Here is a 15,682-nt window from a genome sequence, read left to right as displayed (position 1 = left end):
CCTGCCCGGGAGCGCGGGGAGGAGCGGGCGCCCCTACTTGGCCCGGTCGAAGTCGATCGCGCTGTAGGCGCGCAGCTTGCTCAGCCGGTGCTCGGAGAAGATCCTCCGTACCGTCCCCGACTTCGACCGCATCACGATCGACTCGGTCAGCGCGGTCTCCGACCGGTAGCGGACCCCCCGCAGCAGCTCCCCGTCGGTGATCCCGGTGGCGACGAAGAACACGTTCTCCCCGGACACCAGGTCGTCGGTGGTGAGCACCCGGTCCAGGTCGTGCCCGGCGTCGATGGCCCGCTGCCGCTCCTCGTCGTCCTTGGGCCACAGCTTGCCCTGGATCGTCCCGCCCAGGCACTTCACGGCACAGGCCGAGATGATGCCCTCCGGGGTGCCGCCGATGCCGAGCAGCAGGTCGACGCCGGTGCCCTCGCGCAGCGCGTACACGGAGCCGGCCACGTCGCCGTCGGAGATCAGCTTGATGCGCGCGCCGGCGTCCCGGACCTCGCGGATCAGACCTTCGTGCCGCGGCCGGTCGAGGATGACGACGGTCACGTCCTCCGGCGAGGACCGCTTGGCCTTGGCGATCCGCCGGATGTTCACCGCCACGGGCGCGTTGATGTCGACGAAGTCCGCCGCGTCGGGGCCGGTGACCAGCTTGTCCATGTAGAACACGGCGGACGGGTCGAACATCGCGCCGCGCTCGGCGGCGGCGAGGACGGCGATCGCGTTCGGCATGCCCTTGGCCGTCAGCGTGGTGCCGTCGATCGGGTCGACGGCGATGTCGACCTCGGGACCGGTGCCGTCGCCCACGTGCTCCCCGTTGAAGAGCATCGGGGCCTCGTCCTTCTCGCCCTCGCCGATGACGACCACGCCGTTCATCGACACGGTGGAGACCAGGGTCCGCATGGCGCGCACCGCGGCACCGTCGGCGCCGTTCTTGTCGCCGCGCCCGACCCAGCGGCCCGCGGCCATCGCGGCGGCCTCGGTCACGCGGACGAGTTCCAGGGCGAGGTTGCGGTCGGGAGCCTCGGAGGGAACGTCCAGCTCGGACGGCAGATGATGGTGGTTTTCGGTCATCGGAGCGCACCTTTCTGATACGACGACGGCCGGATGAGGGTCTGGACCCGACTCTATCGTTAGGCAGACAAAATGAGCAGGGGACCCCACGGATGAGCGCTTGGGGCACCTGCGACGATAGGAGGCGTGGCAGGTTCGAACGGCAAGCAGAAGACGGCCCGGGACATGATTCTCTCCCTGGTCGTGATCGCCATCGTGGGACTGGTCGTCTACTTCATCGCCATCCCGCACGACGATCACGCTCCCGACCTCAAGCGGGTCGACTACCGGGTCGAGCTGGTCACGGCCCGCCGGGCGGCGAGCTACCCGGTGGCCGCGCCCGAGGGCCTGCCGGGTACCTGGAAGGCGACCTCCGTACGCTTCCAGGGCGAGAAGTCCGACCGCTGGCACATCGGCTTCCAGACCCCGGACGGCCAGTACGTCCAGGTCGAGCAGTCCACGCAGAAGCCCGCCGAGTTCATCGACCAGGCCAGCCAGGGCGCGTCGGCGACCGGGCGGACCGAGGAGATCGGCGGCCGCACCTGGACCCGCTACAGCGGCGGCCGGTACGACGCCCTGGTGCTCAAGGACACGCCCGGCTCCACGACGGTGGTGGCCGGCACCGGCTCCGCCGAGGAGCTGAGGACGATGGCGGCGGCACTGAAGACGGGGTGACCCGTCCGGCCCCGCACGGACCGTGGACGCGCGAAGAGGCCCCCGGCGGTGCCGGGGGCCTCTTCGCGTGCTCGCGGCGGGCTCTCGACGTGCCCGCGCGGCTCAGACGGTCGTGACGACGTCCTCGTAGGCCAGGCGCGGGCCGCGCGGGTACCAGGCGTCCGGGCCGGGCTTGCCGATGTTGACGACCATCAGCGGGGTGTGGTCGTCGTCCAGGAACTCCTTGCGGACGCCCTCGTGGTCGAAGCCGGTCATCGGCCCGGCGGCGAGGCCGGCGGCGCGGACGCCGACGATGAAGTAGGCGGCCTGGAGCGCGGCGTTCAGGGTGGCGGAGCCCTCGCGGGCAGGGCGCTCGGCGAACAGGACGTCCTTGGCCTGCGGGAAGGCCGGGAACAGGGCCGGCAGCTCCTCGTGGAACTCGTTGTCCGCGGAGAGGATCGCGACCAGCGGGGCGGTGGCGGTCTTGGCCCGGTTGCCCTCGGCCATGTGCTGCACCAGGCGCTCGCGGGCCTCGGCCGAGCGGACCAGGGTGATGCGCAGCGGGGTCTGGTTGAAGGCGGTGGGGCCGTACTTGACCAGGTCGTAGATCGCCTGAACCTGCTCCTCGGTCACCGGCTCCCCGGTGAAGGTGTTCGCGGTGCGGGCCTCGCGGAACAGCAGGTCCTGGGCGGCGGGGTCAAGAACGAGAGACATGGTGACTTTCCTCGGGGGCGCGTCCGGCCCGGGGTGCCGGACCGGCTGACGTCGCCGACCCTACGGCACGTGAGGTTTAACCTTCAACTAAATCGGGGGTGCGGTGACCCGCTTCACAACCCGGTGAAGCGACCCGCGCGGCCCCCTACTCGCCGCCCGCCGCCTCCCCGTCCCCTTCCTCCTCGGCAAGCGCCGCGTCCAGCCGGGCCCGGGCCCCCTCCAGCCAGCGCCGGCACACCCTGGCCAGCTCCTCGCCGCGCTCCCACAGCGCCAGCGACTCCTCCAGCGACGTACCACCCGCCTCCAGCCGCCGTACGACCTCGATCAGCTCGTCGCGCGCCTGCTCGTACGACAGCGTCTCGTCCACCTTGCTCGTCATTCGCCCACCTTCACTGTGAATTCACCCTCGGCGACACGGGCGCGCAGCTCCTCGCCCGCCGTCACCCCGGCCGGATCGCGCACCACGTGCCCGTCCGCCCGTTGCAGCACCGCGTAACCGCGCTGGAGCGTCGCTGCGGGGGACAGGGCCACCACGCGCGCGTGCGTGTGCGTCAGCTCCGAGTCCGCCCGGTCCAGCAGGTGCCCCAGGGTCCGCCGGCTGCGTTCGAGGAGCGCCGCCACATGGTCGGCCCGCTCGTCGATCATCCGGTGCGGATCCTCTATCGAGGGCCGCGCCAGCGCGTGTGCCAGCCCCCGCTCCTCCCGTTCCAGATACGCGTTCACGCAGCGCCGCGCGCGGTCCCGCAGCATCCGCACCCGCTCCAGCTCCTCGCCGACGTCCGGCACGACCTTCTTCGCCGCGTCGGTCGGCGTGGAGGCGCGCAGATCGGCGACGTGGTCCAGCAGCGGGTTGTCCGGCTCGTGCCCGATCGCGGACACCACGGGCGTACGGCACTCGGCCACGGCCCGCACCAGCTGCTCGTCGGAGAAGGGCAGCAGGTCCTCCACACTGCCGCCACCGCGCGCGACGATGATCACGTCCACCTCGTCGATCGCGTCGAGCTCCTTCACCGCCTGCACGACCTGCGGGACCGCGTGCACGCCCTGCACCGGGACGTTGCGCACCTCGAAGCGGACGGCGGGCCAGCGGTGCCGGGCGTTCTCCAGCACGTCCCGCTCCGCGGCGGAGGCCCGGCCGCACACCAGCCCGATCAGCTGCGGCAGGAACGGCAGCGGCTTCTTCCGCTCCGGCGCGAACAGGCCCTCGGCCGCGAGGGCCTTCTTCAGCTGCTCCAGCCGGGCCAGCAGCTCACCGACGCCGACGGGCCTAATCTCGGCGGCGCGCAGCGACAGCTGGCCGCGCGGGGCGTACCACTCGGGCTTCGCCAGGACCACGACACGGGCGCCCTCGCCGACGACGTCCGCGACCGCGTCGAACACCTGGCGGTAGCAGGTGACACTCACGGAGATGTCGTACGACGGGTCGCGCAGCGTCAGGAACACGACGCCGGCGCCGGGGCGGCGGGACAGCTGCGTGATCTGCCCCTCGACCCACACCGCGCCGAGCCGGTCGATCCAGCCGCCGATCAGCCGGGAGATCTCGCCCACGGGGAGGGGGGTCTCGGGAGACGTGTTCACAGCCATGGCGTCGAGCGTAATGGCCGCCACCGACAGTCCGGCTGCGCGCGTAGCGGGCCAGGTGCGTCACCGGGCGCGGGCGGGTGTGCGGGGCGGGCGCGGGCGGGTGTGTGGCCGGGCGCGCAGCTCCCCGCGCCCCCGGGGGAGCCGGCGGGCCGCGCGCGCATCGCGCCGCGGCTCAGCCGCCGGGAACGTCCCGCCGTCCCCGCTGCCCCACCAGCACCAGCAGGCCGATGGCCAGCCACACGGCACCGACCACCTGCGCCACCCCCGCCGCCTCCACGATGACCGCCACCGTGATCGCCGCGCCGAGCAGCGGGACCAGTAGGTGCCGCCACCAGCTCCACCGCCCGTGCCGCGCCACGAAGTACCCCACCACGCTCGCGTGCAGCAGCGTGAACGCGGACAGGGCCCCGATGTCGACCACCGACACCAGCTTGTCCAGCCCGTCGTCCCGGCGCGCCGCCCACCCGGCCGCGACCAGCGTGACCACCGCCGCGCACAGCAGAGCCACCCGGGGCACACCGCCATCCGTCCGGGACAGGGCCCGCGGCAACCGCCGGTCGCGGCCCATCGCGAACAGCAGCCGCCCGGCCGCCGCCTGCCCGGCCAGCGCCGCGAACGCCGCCCCGACCGCCTTGCTCGCGGCCACCAGATCGTGCAGCCACGTCCCGACGGCGGAGTCCACCGCGTCGTAGAAGGCCGCACCCTGCGCCCCGGGATCGCGGGCGAGCCGCGCGGACGTCGCCGGCTCCAGCAGCGCGACCAGGTACGTCTGCGCCACGAACAGCACCCCGGCCAGCGCCAGGCAGAACAGCAGCGCCCGCGCCACCTTCTCCGAGCCCCCGGTGACCTCCTCGGCGAACGTGGCGATCGCGTCGAAGCCCAGGTAGGACAGGACCGCCACCGACACCGCGCCGATCACCGCCGACAGCGCGAAGGCGCCCTGCGTGCCGTCCCCGGACAGCGGCGACAGCACCCCCCGCTGCGCCCCGTCCCGCGCCAGCACCAGGACCGCCGACACCACGAACACCAGCAGGACCACGATCTCCAGGGCCAGCACGACGAAGCCCACGCGCGCGGCGGCCCGTACGCCCCACAGGTTGAGGAGGGTGGTGACGACCACGGCCAGCGCCGTCCACACCCACCGGGACACCCCGGGGACCAGCGCGTTCATCGCGATGCCGGAGAAGAGGTAGGCCACCGCGGGGATGAGCACGTAGTCGAGCATCGCCATCCAGCCCGCGACGAACCCGGCCCCGTTCCCGAGCCCCGCGCGCGCGTAGGCGAAGACAGACCCGGCCCGCGGGACGACCCGCACCATCTGGGCGTAGCTGAAAGCGGTGAACGCCATGGCGACCGTGGCCACCACGTACACCAGCGCCACCGCGCCGTGCGACTTCGCGTCGAGCGTGCCGAACACCCCGACCGGTGCCATCGGCGCGATGAACAGCAGCCCGTAGACCACGAGGTCACGGAAGCCGAGGCCGCGCCGCAACCGCTGGTGCGCGCCGGTGGCGGAGGCTGTCGTTCCGGTGTCGGACATACGCCCGAGTCTTCCCCGTGCGACCGGTGGGCACGCGATCTCCGCGCCCCGGACGCGGCCTTACGATGGGACGCATGACCGCTTCCTCTGGCCGCCGTGTCCTGCTCGCCGCCCCCCGGGGTTACTGCGCCGGCGTGGACCGCGCCGTGATCGCCGTCGAGAAGGCCCTGGAACAGTACGGGGCCCCGATCTACGTCCGGCACGAGATCGTCCACAACAAGTACGTCGTGCAGACCCTGGAGAAGAAGGGCGCGATCTTCGTCGAGCGCACGGAGGAGGTGCCGCCCGGCAACATCGTCATGTTCTCCGCGCACGGCGTCGCCCCCGTCGTGCACGAGGAGGCCCGCCAGGGCCGGCTCGCCACCATCGACGCCACCTGCCCCCTGGTCACCAAGGTCCACAAGGAAGCCGTCCGGTATGCCAACGAGGACTACGACATCCTCCTGATCGGCCACGAGGGCCACGAGGAGGTCATCGGCACCTCCGGCGAGGCCCCCGACCACATCCAGCTCGTCGACGGACCCGAGGACGTCGCCAAGGTCGAGGTCCGCGACCCGTCCAAGGTCGTCTGGCTCTCCCAGACCACCCTCTCCGTGGACGAGACCATGGAGACCGTCGACGCCCTGAAGACGAAGTTCCCGGGCCTCGTCTCCCCGCCCAGCGACGACATCTGCTACGCCACGCAGAACCGGCAGCTCGCCGTGAAGCAGATGGGCGCCGAGGCCGAGCTGGTCATCGTCGTCGGCTCGCGCAACTCCTCCAACTCCAAGCGGCTGGTCGAGGTCGCCAAGCTCGCCGGCGCCCGCGAGGCGTACCTGGTGGACTTCGCCGACGAGATCGACGAGGCCTGGCTGGAGGGCGTGACGACCGTCGGCGTCACCTCCGGCGCCTCCGTGCCCGACGTGCTGGTCGAGCAGGTCCTGCAGTGGCTCGCCGAGCGCGGCTACGGCGACGTGGAGATCGTCAAGGCCGCCGAGGAGTCGATCACCTTCTCGCTGCCCAAGGAACTCCGCCGCGACCTGCGCGAGGAGGCGGCGGCGCTGGTCGCCGAGCGCGGCGGGAGCGGCACCTCCGTGGCGTGACCGTCGGTGGTCCGTCGTAACGTGGTGCCATGCAGATCTTCGGCGTGGACATCGGCGGATCCGGCATCAAGGGCGCCCCAGTGGATCTGGACCGGGGCGACCTGGCCCAGGAGCGCTGCAAGGTGCTCACCCCGCACCCGGCGACGCCCGAGGGCGTGGCGGACGGGGTCAAACAGGTGGTGGACCACTTCGGGTGGACGGGCCCGGTCGGCCTGACCTTCCCCGGCGTGGTCACCGGCGGGGCCACGGTCCGTACGGCGGCGAACGTCGACAAGAGCTGGATCGACACGGACGCGCGCGCGTTGTTCAGCGGCCGGCTCGGCGGCCTGCCGGTGACCGTGGTCAACGACGCGGACGCGGCGGGCGTCGCCGAGATGGAGTTCGGCGCCGGCCGGGACCGCAAGGGCACGGTCGTCCTGCTCACCTTCGGCACGGGCATCGGCAGCGCCGTCTTCGTGGACGGCGTCCTCCTCCCCAACACCGAGCTGGGCCACCTGGAACTGGACGGCCACGACGCCGAGAAGCGCGCCTCCAGCAAGGTCAAGGAGGACCACGACCTCAGCTGGGAGCAGTGGGCGCACCGCGTCCAGAAGTACCTGGCCCACGTGGAGATGCTGTTCTCGCCGGAGCTGTTCATCATCGGCGGCGGGGTCAGCCGCAAGGCGAACAAGTTCCTGCACCTCATCGAGGGCGTCAAGGCCGAGATCGTCCCCGCCCAGCTGCAGAACAACGCGGGGATCGTGGGCGCGGCGATGAGAGCGGCCCAGCGCGGCTAGGACCCCACGGCCGGCGCCGGCCGTGGTGCGGCGCGCCGCCGGTGGGGGGAGGGCGGCGCTCCGGTGTCGGCCGGGACAGCTGCCGGCACTCCGGCGTCAGCCCGGGTGGTGTCGGCGGCGCCGTACCCACCGCACCCGGCGGACGAGCACGATCACCCCGGCGGCGAGCGTTCCCGCGTACAGCCAGCCCGCCTGGGTGGCGAGCCCGGTGAGCAGCCCCATCAGGCTGCCGAGCAGCCCCCCGCCGCCCTCGGCGACCGGCATCAGCCCGACGGCGAACGCGATCGGTACGACGACGGGCGCCGTCAGCACGTCCCCGCCGCGCACCCACAGCGCGGTCAGCACGCACACCGGCAGGAACAGCACGCCGTAGACCGTCGGGGAGGCGCCGAACAGCAGCTGGTCCAGCCAGCCGAGCAGGAACATGGCCGCGAGGCAGAACAGCCCGCTGCCGAGCCCGGTCAGCCGCGGATTGGGCAGCCGGCCCTCCGCCGCGGCGGGCCGCGCTTCCCGCACCGGGCGCGCGGCCGGCCCGCCGCCCGGCCCGGGCCGGCGCACACCGCCCCGGGCGGGCCGGCGCAGACCGCCTTGCCCGCGCCGGGCACCGCCGGGCCCGCGCTCGCCGCTCACCGGGCGCCGTCCCTGCGCCGGCAGCGGGGCGGACGGGGGCGTGCCGCGTCGCGGTCCGTCGTTCGGGTGTCGCGATCCGTATTGCTCCACAGGGACCAACCTAGGTCTGTTTATGTGCCGAATCGGCCGTGAGACACGCCGATGGCCGGAGCTTGGCCGGACGATCACCGCTGTCGTGAGGCGGGCGGGCCGGACGCCGTAAACTGGTGGATCGGCCAGTGTCGGTCTCTGGCCCCTGGCAGCCCCTGGCCCACTCAACTACGGGAAGTCGCAACGTGTCGCTCACGATCGGAATCGTCGGCCTGCCCAATGTCGGCAAGTCGACCCTGTTCAACGCCCTGACCAAGAACGACGTGCTGGCGGCCAACTACCCGTTCGCCACGATCGAGCCGAACGTCGGCGTCGTCGGCGTGCCCGACGGCCGCCTCGCCAAGCTCGCCTCGATCTTCAAGTCCGAGCGCATCCTTCCGGCCACGGTCGACTTCGTCGACATCGCCGGCATCGTGCGCGGTGCCTCGGAGGGCGAGGGCCTGGGCAACAAGTTCCTCGCGAACATCCGCGAGTCCGACGCGATCTGCCAGGTCATCCGCGCCTTCAAGGACGAGAACGTCGTCCACGTCGACGGCAAGGTCTCGCCGAAGGACGACATCGAGACGATCAACACCGAGCTGATCCTCGCCGACCTCCAGACCATCGAGAAGGTCCTGCCCCGGCTCCAGAAGGAGTCCCGGATCAAGAAGGACATCGCGCCCAAGGTCAAGGCCGTCGAGGAGGCCAAGGAGATCCTGGAGAAGGGCGACACGCTCTTCGCGCACGGCATCGTCCAGGGCAGCGAGCGCGCCGAGCTCCTGCACGACCTGCACCTGCTCACCACCAAGCCCTTCCTCTACGTCTTCAACGTGGACGAGGACGAGCTGGTGGACGAGGAGTTCAAGGACGAGCAGCGCGAGCTGGTCGCCCCCGCCGAGGCGATCTTCCTCAACGCCAAGCTGGAGGCCGACCTCGCCGAGCTGGACGAGGAGGAGGCCCTGGAGCTCCTCCAGTCCGTCGGCCAGGACGAGCCCGGCCTCGCCACCCTCGCCCGCGTCGGCTTCGACACCCTCGGCCTGCAGACGTACCTGACCGCGGGCCCCAAGGAGTCCCGCGCCTGGACCATCAAGAAGGGCGCGACGGCCCCCGAGGCGGCCGGTGTCATCCACACCGACTTCCAGAAGGGCTTCATCAAGGCCGAGGTCATCTCCTTCGACGACCTGGTCGAGACCGGCTCGGTCGCCGAGGCCCGCGCCAAGGGCAAGGCGCGCATGGAGGGCAAGGACTACGTGATGCAGGACGGGGACGTGGTGGAGTTCCGCTTCAACGTGTGAGCGGATGAAACAACACCACGTCGCCGACGTGGCAGCATGCAGGTCAGAAGGGGTTGACTCCACCGGGAGTCAACCCCTTCGTCGAGGTCACAGGGGGCTGGGTTCTGGCGAGCCCGGCCTCTTCCGCGTTCCCGTCCGACCAGGTGCCGGCCCCCGGTCGCTCCCCGACGGGGTTAGCACAGGGCGCTTCAGGATGCCCCGGAAGATGCCCGCAGGCGCGTAGACGCCGGTCGGTTCGTCGAGTGGGGTGCGGCGGCGGCCCGCCACCCGCGCAGCGTCCGGGCCTGGGCCACGGGCCTCGGTACTCGTCCTCACCCGCCGCACGGCCGGCCGCAGGCCAGTCGTCCGAATACCGCCCCCGTTCCGAACTCCTGTGCGACGATCCGTTCGCGATCGTCACCCGAACCGCCGGCACAGGGCTGTGCCGACCACGAAAGGCACCGCGAACCATGACAGTCGACCAGAGCACCAGGGCCAGGGCGCGGCGGCTGCGCGCGCTCGGCTCCGAGTCCGTCCTCGTGTTGCCCAACGCCTGGGACGCGGGCAGTGCCGCCGTGATGGCCGCCGCCGGCGCCCGGGCGATCGCCACCACCAGCGGTGGTGTCGCCTGGTCCCTCGGCAGGGGCGACGGCGAGCAGGCCCGCCGGGACGAGATGCTCGCGGCCGCCGCGCGGATCGCCGCCGCGGTCGACGTCCCGGTGACCGTGGACGTCGAGGGCGGTTACGGCGCGGCCCCGGACGAGGTGGCGAAGACGGTCACGGCCGTGGTCGCCGCGGGAGCGGTGGGCGTCAACCTGGAGGACTCCCAGGCCCCCGGCGGCCCGCTGTTCACTGCCGAGGAGCAGGCCGAGCGGATCGCGGCGGCGCGCGCCGCCGCGACCGGGGCGGGCCTGCCCGAGCTGGTGATCAACGCCCGTACGGACGTGTACCTGTTCGGCATCGGCGAGGAGTCCGGCCGGCTGGAGGACGTGCTGACGCGCGCCGCCGCCTACGAGCGGGCGGGTGCGGACGGCCTCTTCGTGCCCGGCCTGCTGGACCTGGCCGTCCTCGGCGAGCTGACCGCCCGCTCCCCGCTGCCGGTGAACGCCATGGCCGGCCCCGGCGGACCCGGCGTGGCCGAGCTGGCCAAGGCCGGGGTGCGCCGCGTCAGCGTCGGCACCGCGGTCGCCCAGGCCGCGTACACGGCGGCCCGCCGCGCCACCCTGGAACTCCTCGGCCCCGGCACCTACGAGGAACTCACCGGCGCGCTGGACTACTCCCAGATGAACGGCCTCTTCGGCGCCTGAGCCCGGCGGGAGGGGGCAGGCGCCGGCCGCACCGGCACCGCGAGCCCGCTCGGCCCCTCCGCGGCCGACACGCGTGCTGCCGGTGCCGCGGAGGCTCGATGCCGAGCGGGTCGCGGCGGATCCCGGGGCTCCGGTCCAGCCGGCTCCGGCTCTGCGGACCGCCGCCGCCCGGTCGCGCGACCGGCCGCACCGGACGGCCGGTCACCCGGCGGGCCGCTCATGCGGCCACCTGGTGCCCGGTGGGCCGGTGCGGCCACCGCCTCCCGCGGAGCCGCTGTGCCCGGCCCGAGCGCCACCGCCGTCGCGGCACCCCGGACCGATCCGCCTTCCGCGGGGCATGGGCCCCGGTCCGCCTCCGGGGCCCGGCCGCGTTCAGCCCCACCCCCCGTTACGTCCCCGTCCGGGCCCCGCTCGCGCTCCGCTGCCGGCAGGAGGGCCGAGCCGTGTCAGCCGACGGCGGCCGGCACCGGGTACGGCGCCGGTTCCGTCACCCAGCCCGCCGCCAGTACCAGGCGGGACTCGCGGTCGGTGGCCAGGAAGGCGAAGGGACGGTCGAAGGTGACGCGGACGACCGTCGTCTCGTAGCGGTACTGCGGGACCCCGCCGGCCGGCACCGGCATGACCGCCGTCACCGCCGCCGCCCGGAAGCCGAGCGCGCCGAACTGGGCCACGGCCGACTGGCGGGCCTCGCCGACGGCCAGCGGGTGAGGGCTCACCCCCGGGAAGTGACCGGTCGCGGTGTCCGTCGCCGTGCCGAGGCCGAACAGGCCCGGCAGGGCGAGAAGATCGTGGTCGGCCCGTACCTCGTACGCCACCGTCGTGACGTCCAGCGTCGTCGGCTGCGGCGCGGTCGCCGGCTGCTGCTCCACGTGCAGACCGGGACCCACGTGCCCGTGCGGGAGCGCGCCGCCCCCGGTCAGCGGCAGACCGCGCTCCACGATCCCCACCCCGGCCGCCAGCACCTGACCCGGCGTCATCCGCTCCTCGCCCAGCACCAGGTGCACGTCGACGCCGTTGTCCCCGGGCACCGTCAGCGCGGTGACGAAGCCGCCCGGCGTGCCCGTCACGCCCACCCGGTCCGGCCGCACGCTGCGCCGGTGCAGTCCGCGCAGGGTGCGGCCCTGCCAGGGGCCGGAGCCGGGCCGCAGCGGCCGCTCCTCGAACGGCTGCCGCCACTCGGTGCGCAGCGCGAGGGCGCCGGCCAGCACCATCCGCGCCTCCCGGGTCAGCGTCACCGGCATGCGCTCGACCAGCCCGCCGGTCCGCTCGGCCGCCCAGGCGTCCAGCCGTTCCTGCGCGGTGACGAGGTCGTCGCCGAACACCCCGTGGGTCCCGGCGGGCAGTCCGGTCCGCCACTCCTCCCGCAGGGCCAGCCCGTGGTACGTCCACAGGCCGAGCGCCGCGTCCAGACCGGCGATCCCCGCCAGCCCGGCGAGCAACTCCCGCGCGGCACCGGCCGCCTGCTCGGCGGGCACGCCCAGCGCGCCGGCCAGTTCCGCCCGCGCCGGGCCCGCCGCGCCGTCGGCCAGGAAGGCCAGCAGCGGCCACACACCCGGCGCGGAGAACACCGTGCCCTCGCCGTCCAGGGCCTGCGCCCACCGGGCCGTCAGCCCGTTCACCCGTCGGACGGCCTCCCCGGCCACCGTGCTCGTCCCCACCCGCATTACGCCCCCGTTCCGGTCACGCTTACCATGCGGCCAGTCGTACGTCCGTCCAGCCGCCGGCCGGCCGCCGGTCCCCTGTGCCGACGCCGCCCGATCCAGGAGCACGGTACCGGTGTCCCTCCCCCCGCCCTCCGGCCCCCACCAGCCGCGGGAGCCGTTCCAGCCACCCCGGCCGCAGCCGCCGGAGCCGTACGGACCGCCGCCGTACCCTCAACAGCCGGGCGGCTCACCCGGGTTGCCCGCCTATCAGCCGTGGGCGCAGGGCTACCACCCCTACAACCACCCGGCGCCGGTCAACGGCCTCGCCATCGCCTCCCTGGTGTTCGGGGTGCTGTGCTGCCTGCCCGGGGTGGGGCTGGTGCTCGGGCTGGCCGGGCTGCGCCAGATCCGCCGGCGCGGCGAGCGCGGCACGGGGCTGGCCGTGGGCGGCGCGGCGCTGTCCGGGGTCGGGCTCGTGCTGTGGGCGCTGCTGCTCGCGACGGGTGGCGCCTCGGCGCTGTGGCACGGGTTCGAGGACGGCGCACGCGGCGGGAGGACGCTCGCGCCGGCCGAGGGCGAGTGCTTCGACACGCCGGGGGGCACGCTCAGCGGTGACACCTACGACGTGGACGAGGTCCCCTGCGCCGGCGCGCACGACGGCGAGGTGTTCGCGACCGTCACGCTCCCCGGCGGCTCCTACCCGGGCGACGACGCGGTCGCCGACACCGCCGACGAGCGCTGCTGGAGCCTCAAGGACGGCTACGCGATGGACGGCTGGGCGGTCCCGCGGGACGTCGACGTGTACTACCTGACGCCGACCGAGGACAGCTGGGCCGCCGGGGACCGCGAGATCACCTGCGTGTTCGGCAACACCGTCGAGGGGGAGGACCTGACCGGGTCGCTGCGCAACGACGAGACCGTCCTCGACGCCGACCAGGTCGCCTATCTGAGGGCCGCTCACGTCCTCAACGCCGCCCTGGACACCGCTCCTGACGGGGAGTACGTCGAGGACGACCTGCCGGGGCACAAGGCATGGGCGGGCCGGGTGTCGGCCGCGCTGGGCGAACAGGCCCGGATGCTGCGCGCGCACGACTGGCCCGCCGGCGCCCGCGGGCCCGTGACCGCGCTCGCCGCCGGCCTGGACAAGGCGCGCGCGCAGTGGGCGAAGGCCGCGCAGGCCGGGGACGCGGACGCCTTCTACGAGTACTACGACACCGGCATCGGCCTCATCGACCCGTCCCGGGGCGTCGCCGCGCGCAGGGCCCTGGGGCTCGCCACCACCGTGCCGGCCGGCGACGACGGATCCGATGCGAGCGTCCAGGTGTGAGAGCGGGCCCGCACGGGGCAGAAAGTGCCTGGGTGAAGCCCTCCCCAGGCCTTTGTCATCACATCGAGTGATTCTCTGGCCTCCGCTTGCACGGCTCAACCCACGGTTGCCAGGCTGTTGCTGTCTGTACAACCTGATGGGAGCGGCCAGTGACTTTCGGTGAGCAGCCGGCGTACCTGCGTGTCGCGGGTGATCTCCGCAAGAAGATCGTCGACGGTTCACTGCCACCCCACACCCGCCTCCCCTCGCAGGCCCGCATCCGCGAGGAGTACGGCGTCTCGGACACGGTCGCGCTGGAGGCCCGCAAGGTGCTGATGGCCGAGGGGCTGGTCGAGGGCCGCTCCGGCTCGGGGACGTACGTGCGCGAGCGGCCCGTGCCCCGGCGGGTCGCCCGCTCCGGATACCGCCCGGCCGGCGGTGCCACCCCGTTCCGCCAGGAGCAGTCCGACGCCTCGGTGCGCGGCACGTGGGAGTCCAGCAGCGAGCAGACCCGGGCCGGCGCGGCCATCGCCGAGCGGCTCGCGATCCAGGCCGGCGACCGGGTCATGCGCACCAAGTACCTGTTCCGGGAGGGCGGCGAGCCCATGATGCTCTCCACCTCCTGGGAACCCCTCGCCGTCACCGGCCGCACCCCGGTGATGCTCCCCGAGGAGGGGCCGCTCGGCGGGATGGGCGTGGTCGAGCGCATGCGGGCCATCGACGTCATCGTGGACAACGTCACCGAGGAGGTCGGCGCCCGCCCCGGCCTCGCCGAGGAGCTGCACCTGCTCGGCGGCGTCCCCGGGCACGTGGTCCTCGTCGTCCAGCGCACCTACTTCGCCTCCGGGCGCCCGGTGGAGACCGCCGACGTGGTCATCCCGGCCGACCGCTACCGGGTCGCCTACCACCTGCCCGTCCGGTGAACGCCCCCCTCCGGCCCGTCGTCCGCGCGCCCCTCGGCGTGAGGTAGCGCACATCCCGATGCGCCGCCCTTGCCGTCAGCGGTTCCGTGCCGCCTCCGGCGCCGCCGCGCGAGCCGCCGCGATCCGGCCTTTCTCGCAGGTGGTCCAGGGTGCCTCCGGCGCGCCCGCGACCCGGGACGGCCGTGCTGCCGACGGCGCGTTCGGCCCCGTGCGCCCCCGGCGTTCTGGCTCGATGCGTACCTCTTTGTGAAAAGGCGTATTCGCAGCGTGAAGGTTGGGCGTACGCTCGGGCATATGCGGATTGCGGTTTCCTTAGACGGGGCCCGGCGGGGGCCCGGGCCCGGGGGAGGGCGGGGCGGTGCGAGAAGGAACGCGGGCGGTGGGGGCCATGAGTGAGGGCACGGTGTCCCTGCCCTGGATCGTGATACGGCAGGACGACAACGGCAATCGCTACCGCGTCGGCCGGTACGCGACCCGCGCCGAGGCCCAGCAGATCGCCGACAGCCTCGACGACCGGGGGCACAAGCAGCTCTACTGGGTCGAGCGCATCGGCCAGAACGGGGACGGCGCGCAGAACTGACCGGTCGCGCGCTCCCGTAGGCTCCGCTCCATGACGCGTACGACTCCCGGGGCGGAACGGACCGTGGTGGTGGGGGCCGCCCTGCTCGACGGCGGCAGACTGCTGGCCGCGCGCCGCAGCGCACCCGCCGACCTGGCCGGACGCTGGGAGCTGCCCGGTGGCAAGGTCGAGACGGGGGAGCGACCCGAGGACGCGCTGGTGCGCGAACTGCGCGAGGAACTGGGCGTCGACGCCGAGCCGGTCGACCGCGTGCCCGGCGAGTGGCCGCTGCGGACGCCGTACGTCCTCCAGGTGTGGACCGTGCGTCTGCGCCCCGGCTCGCCCCCGCCCCGGCCCCTCCAGGACCACGACGAGCTGCGCTGGCTGACGCCGGACCGGATCTGGGAGGTCGACTGGCTCGACCAGGACGTCCCGGCGGTCCGGGAGGCGATGGCCGTGATCGGGCACGGGGTGTAGGCGCACGGCCCCCTGGCGGGACGCGCCCGTTCGTGCCACAGTGCGCCCTCTCGCGCGGTACTGCCGCCCGGATATCGGGTATGTGCCCATTAAC

16 protein-coding genes are annotated in these 15,682 nt (G+C 73.5%); 9 read left to right on the top strand and 7 right to left on the bottom strand.

The window, feature by feature from the left end; translation table 11 throughout:
- Positions 1 to 33 precede the first annotated feature (33 nt).
- Positions 34 to 1,071, bottom strand: a complete 1,038-nt coding sequence (gene glpX, locus AB0946_RS06175) for a class II fructose-bisphosphatase (RefSeq protein WP_366759416.1) — start codon at positions 1,069 to 1,071, stop codon at positions 34 to 36.
- Between the two features lie 126 nt (positions 1,072 to 1,197).
- On the opposite strand from glpX, the gene AB0946_RS06170 reads away from it, so the two are divergent.
- Positions 1,198 to 1,725: a DUF4245 domain-containing protein gene (locus AB0946_RS06170; RefSeq protein WP_366759415.1), complete on the top strand. Its 528-nt coding sequence runs from the start codon at positions 1,198 to 1,200 to the stop codon at positions 1,723 to 1,725.
- A 102-nt stretch (positions 1,726 to 1,827) separates the two neighbouring features.
- Here the strand turns inward: AB0946_RS06170 and AB0946_RS06165 are convergent, their stop codons facing one another.
- The 4 genes from AB0946_RS06165 to AB0946_RS06150 all read right to left on the bottom strand — a co-directional run bounded on the left by AB0946_RS06165 (position 1,828) and on the right by AB0946_RS06150 (position 5,542).
- Entirely contained in the window at positions 1,828 to 2,418 is a 591-nt protein-coding gene (locus AB0946_RS06165) for a malonic semialdehyde reductase (protein ID WP_366759414.1), read from the bottom strand.
- 145 nt (positions 2,419 to 2,563) lie between these two features.
- Positions 2,564 to 2,797, bottom strand: a complete 234-nt coding sequence (locus AB0946_RS06160) for an exodeoxyribonuclease VII small subunit (RefSeq protein ID WP_366759413.1) — start codon at positions 2,795 to 2,797, stop codon at positions 2,564 to 2,566.
- A complete protein-coding gene (xseA, locus tag AB0946_RS06155) occupies positions 2,794 to 4,002 on the bottom strand; it encodes an exodeoxyribonuclease VII large subunit (protein WP_366759412.1) in 1,209 nt (402 codons plus the stop codon). The genes AB0946_RS06160 and xseA overlap by 4 nt, the downstream gene beginning before the upstream one ends.
- A 172-nt stretch (positions 4,003 to 4,174) precedes the next feature.
- Complete coding sequence (locus AB0946_RS06150; RefSeq protein WP_366759411.1) at positions 4,175 to 5,542, bottom strand: APC family permease; 1,368 nt, start codon at positions 5,540 to 5,542, stop codon at positions 4,175 to 4,177.
- A 65-nt stretch (positions 5,543 to 5,607) separates the two neighbouring features.
- Here AB0946_RS06150 and AB0946_RS06145 point away from each other — a divergent pair, with 65 nt between their 5' ends.
- Positions 5,608 to 6,624 (top strand): 4-hydroxy-3-methylbut-2-enyl diphosphate reductase, encoded by a 1,017-nt coding sequence (locus AB0946_RS06145; protein ID WP_366759410.1) that lies wholly within the window; start codon positions 5,608 to 5,610, stop codon positions 6,622 to 6,624.
- 29 nt (positions 6,625 to 6,653) lie between these two features.
- A complete protein-coding gene (gene ppgK / locus AB0946_RS06140) occupies positions 6,654 to 7,400 on the top strand; it encodes a polyphosphate--glucose phosphotransferase (protein WP_366759409.1) in 747 nt (248 codons plus the stop codon).
- A gap of 96 nt (positions 7,401 to 7,496) precedes the next feature.
- Here the strand turns inward: ppgK and AB0946_RS06135 are convergent, their stop codons facing one another.
- The gene (locus AB0946_RS06135) at positions 7,497 to 8,120 is read right to left on the bottom strand and encodes a DUF6542 domain-containing protein (RefSeq protein ID WP_366759407.1); all 624 of its coding nucleotides are present in this window, start codon (positions 8,118 to 8,120) and stop codon (positions 7,497 to 7,499) included.
- 185 nt (positions 8,121 to 8,305) lie between these two features.
- Between AB0946_RS06135 and ychF the strand changes: the two genes are divergently transcribed.
- Positions 8,306 to 9,394: a redox-regulated ATPase YchF gene (gene ychF, locus AB0946_RS06130; protein WP_366759405.1), complete on the top strand. Its 1,089-nt coding sequence runs from the start codon at positions 8,306 to 8,308 to the stop codon at positions 9,392 to 9,394.
- A 449-nt stretch (positions 9,395 to 9,843) separates the two neighbouring features.
- The gene (locus AB0946_RS06125) at positions 9,844 to 10,680 is read left to right on the top strand and encodes an isocitrate lyase/phosphoenolpyruvate mutase family protein (RefSeq protein ID WP_366759404.1); all 837 of its coding nucleotides are present in this window, start codon (positions 9,844 to 9,846) and stop codon (positions 10,678 to 10,680) included.
- Between the two features lie 446 nt (positions 10,681 to 11,126).
- On the opposite strand, the gene AB0946_RS06120 is transcribed toward AB0946_RS06125, so the two are convergent.
- The gene (locus AB0946_RS06120; RefSeq protein WP_366759403.1) at positions 11,127 to 12,344 is read right to left on the bottom strand and encodes a serpin family protein; all 1,218 of its coding nucleotides are present in this window, start codon (positions 12,342 to 12,344) and stop codon (positions 11,127 to 11,129) included.
- Between the two features lie 235 nt (positions 12,345 to 12,579).
- On the opposite strand from AB0946_RS06120, the gene AB0946_RS06115 reads away from it, so the two are divergent.
- The 4 genes from AB0946_RS06115 (at position 12,580) to AB0946_RS06100 (ending at position 15,588) form a co-directional block, all read left to right on the top strand.
- Positions 12,580 to 13,650 carry a DUF4190 domain-containing protein gene (locus AB0946_RS06115; RefSeq protein WP_366759402.1) on the top strand — a complete coding sequence of 357 codons (1,071 nt, stop codon included), beginning with the start codon at positions 12,580 to 12,582 and terminating at the stop codon, positions 13,648 to 13,650.
- 149 nt (positions 13,651 to 13,799) lie between these two features.
- Positions 13,800 to 14,552 (top strand): GntR family transcriptional regulator, encoded by a 753-nt coding sequence (locus AB0946_RS06110; protein WP_366759401.1) that lies wholly within the window; start codon positions 13,800 to 13,802, stop codon positions 14,550 to 14,552.
- Between the two features lie 388 nt (positions 14,553 to 14,940).
- Complete coding sequence (locus AB0946_RS06105; RefSeq protein ID WP_366759400.1) at positions 14,941 to 15,132, top strand: SPOR domain-containing protein; 192 nt, start codon at positions 14,941 to 14,943, stop codon at positions 15,130 to 15,132.
- 30 nt (positions 15,133 to 15,162) lie between these two features.
- Positions 15,163 to 15,588 carry a (deoxy)nucleoside triphosphate pyrophosphohydrolase gene (locus tag AB0946_RS06100; protein ID WP_366759399.1) on the top strand — a complete coding sequence of 142 codons (426 nt, stop codon included), beginning with the start codon at positions 15,163 to 15,165 and terminating at the stop codon, positions 15,586 to 15,588.
- The last annotated feature ends 94 nt before the right edge of the window (positions 15,589 to 15,682 follow it).

It is taken from the genome of Streptomyces sp. NPDC046870, from assembly GCF_040704595.1.
In the GTDB taxonomy this organism is placed as follows: domain Bacteria; phylum Actinomycetota; class Actinomycetes; order Streptomycetales; family Streptomycetaceae; genus Streptomyces; species Streptomyces argyrophylli.
This window is presented reverse-complemented; position numbering and strand designations above follow the sequence as displayed.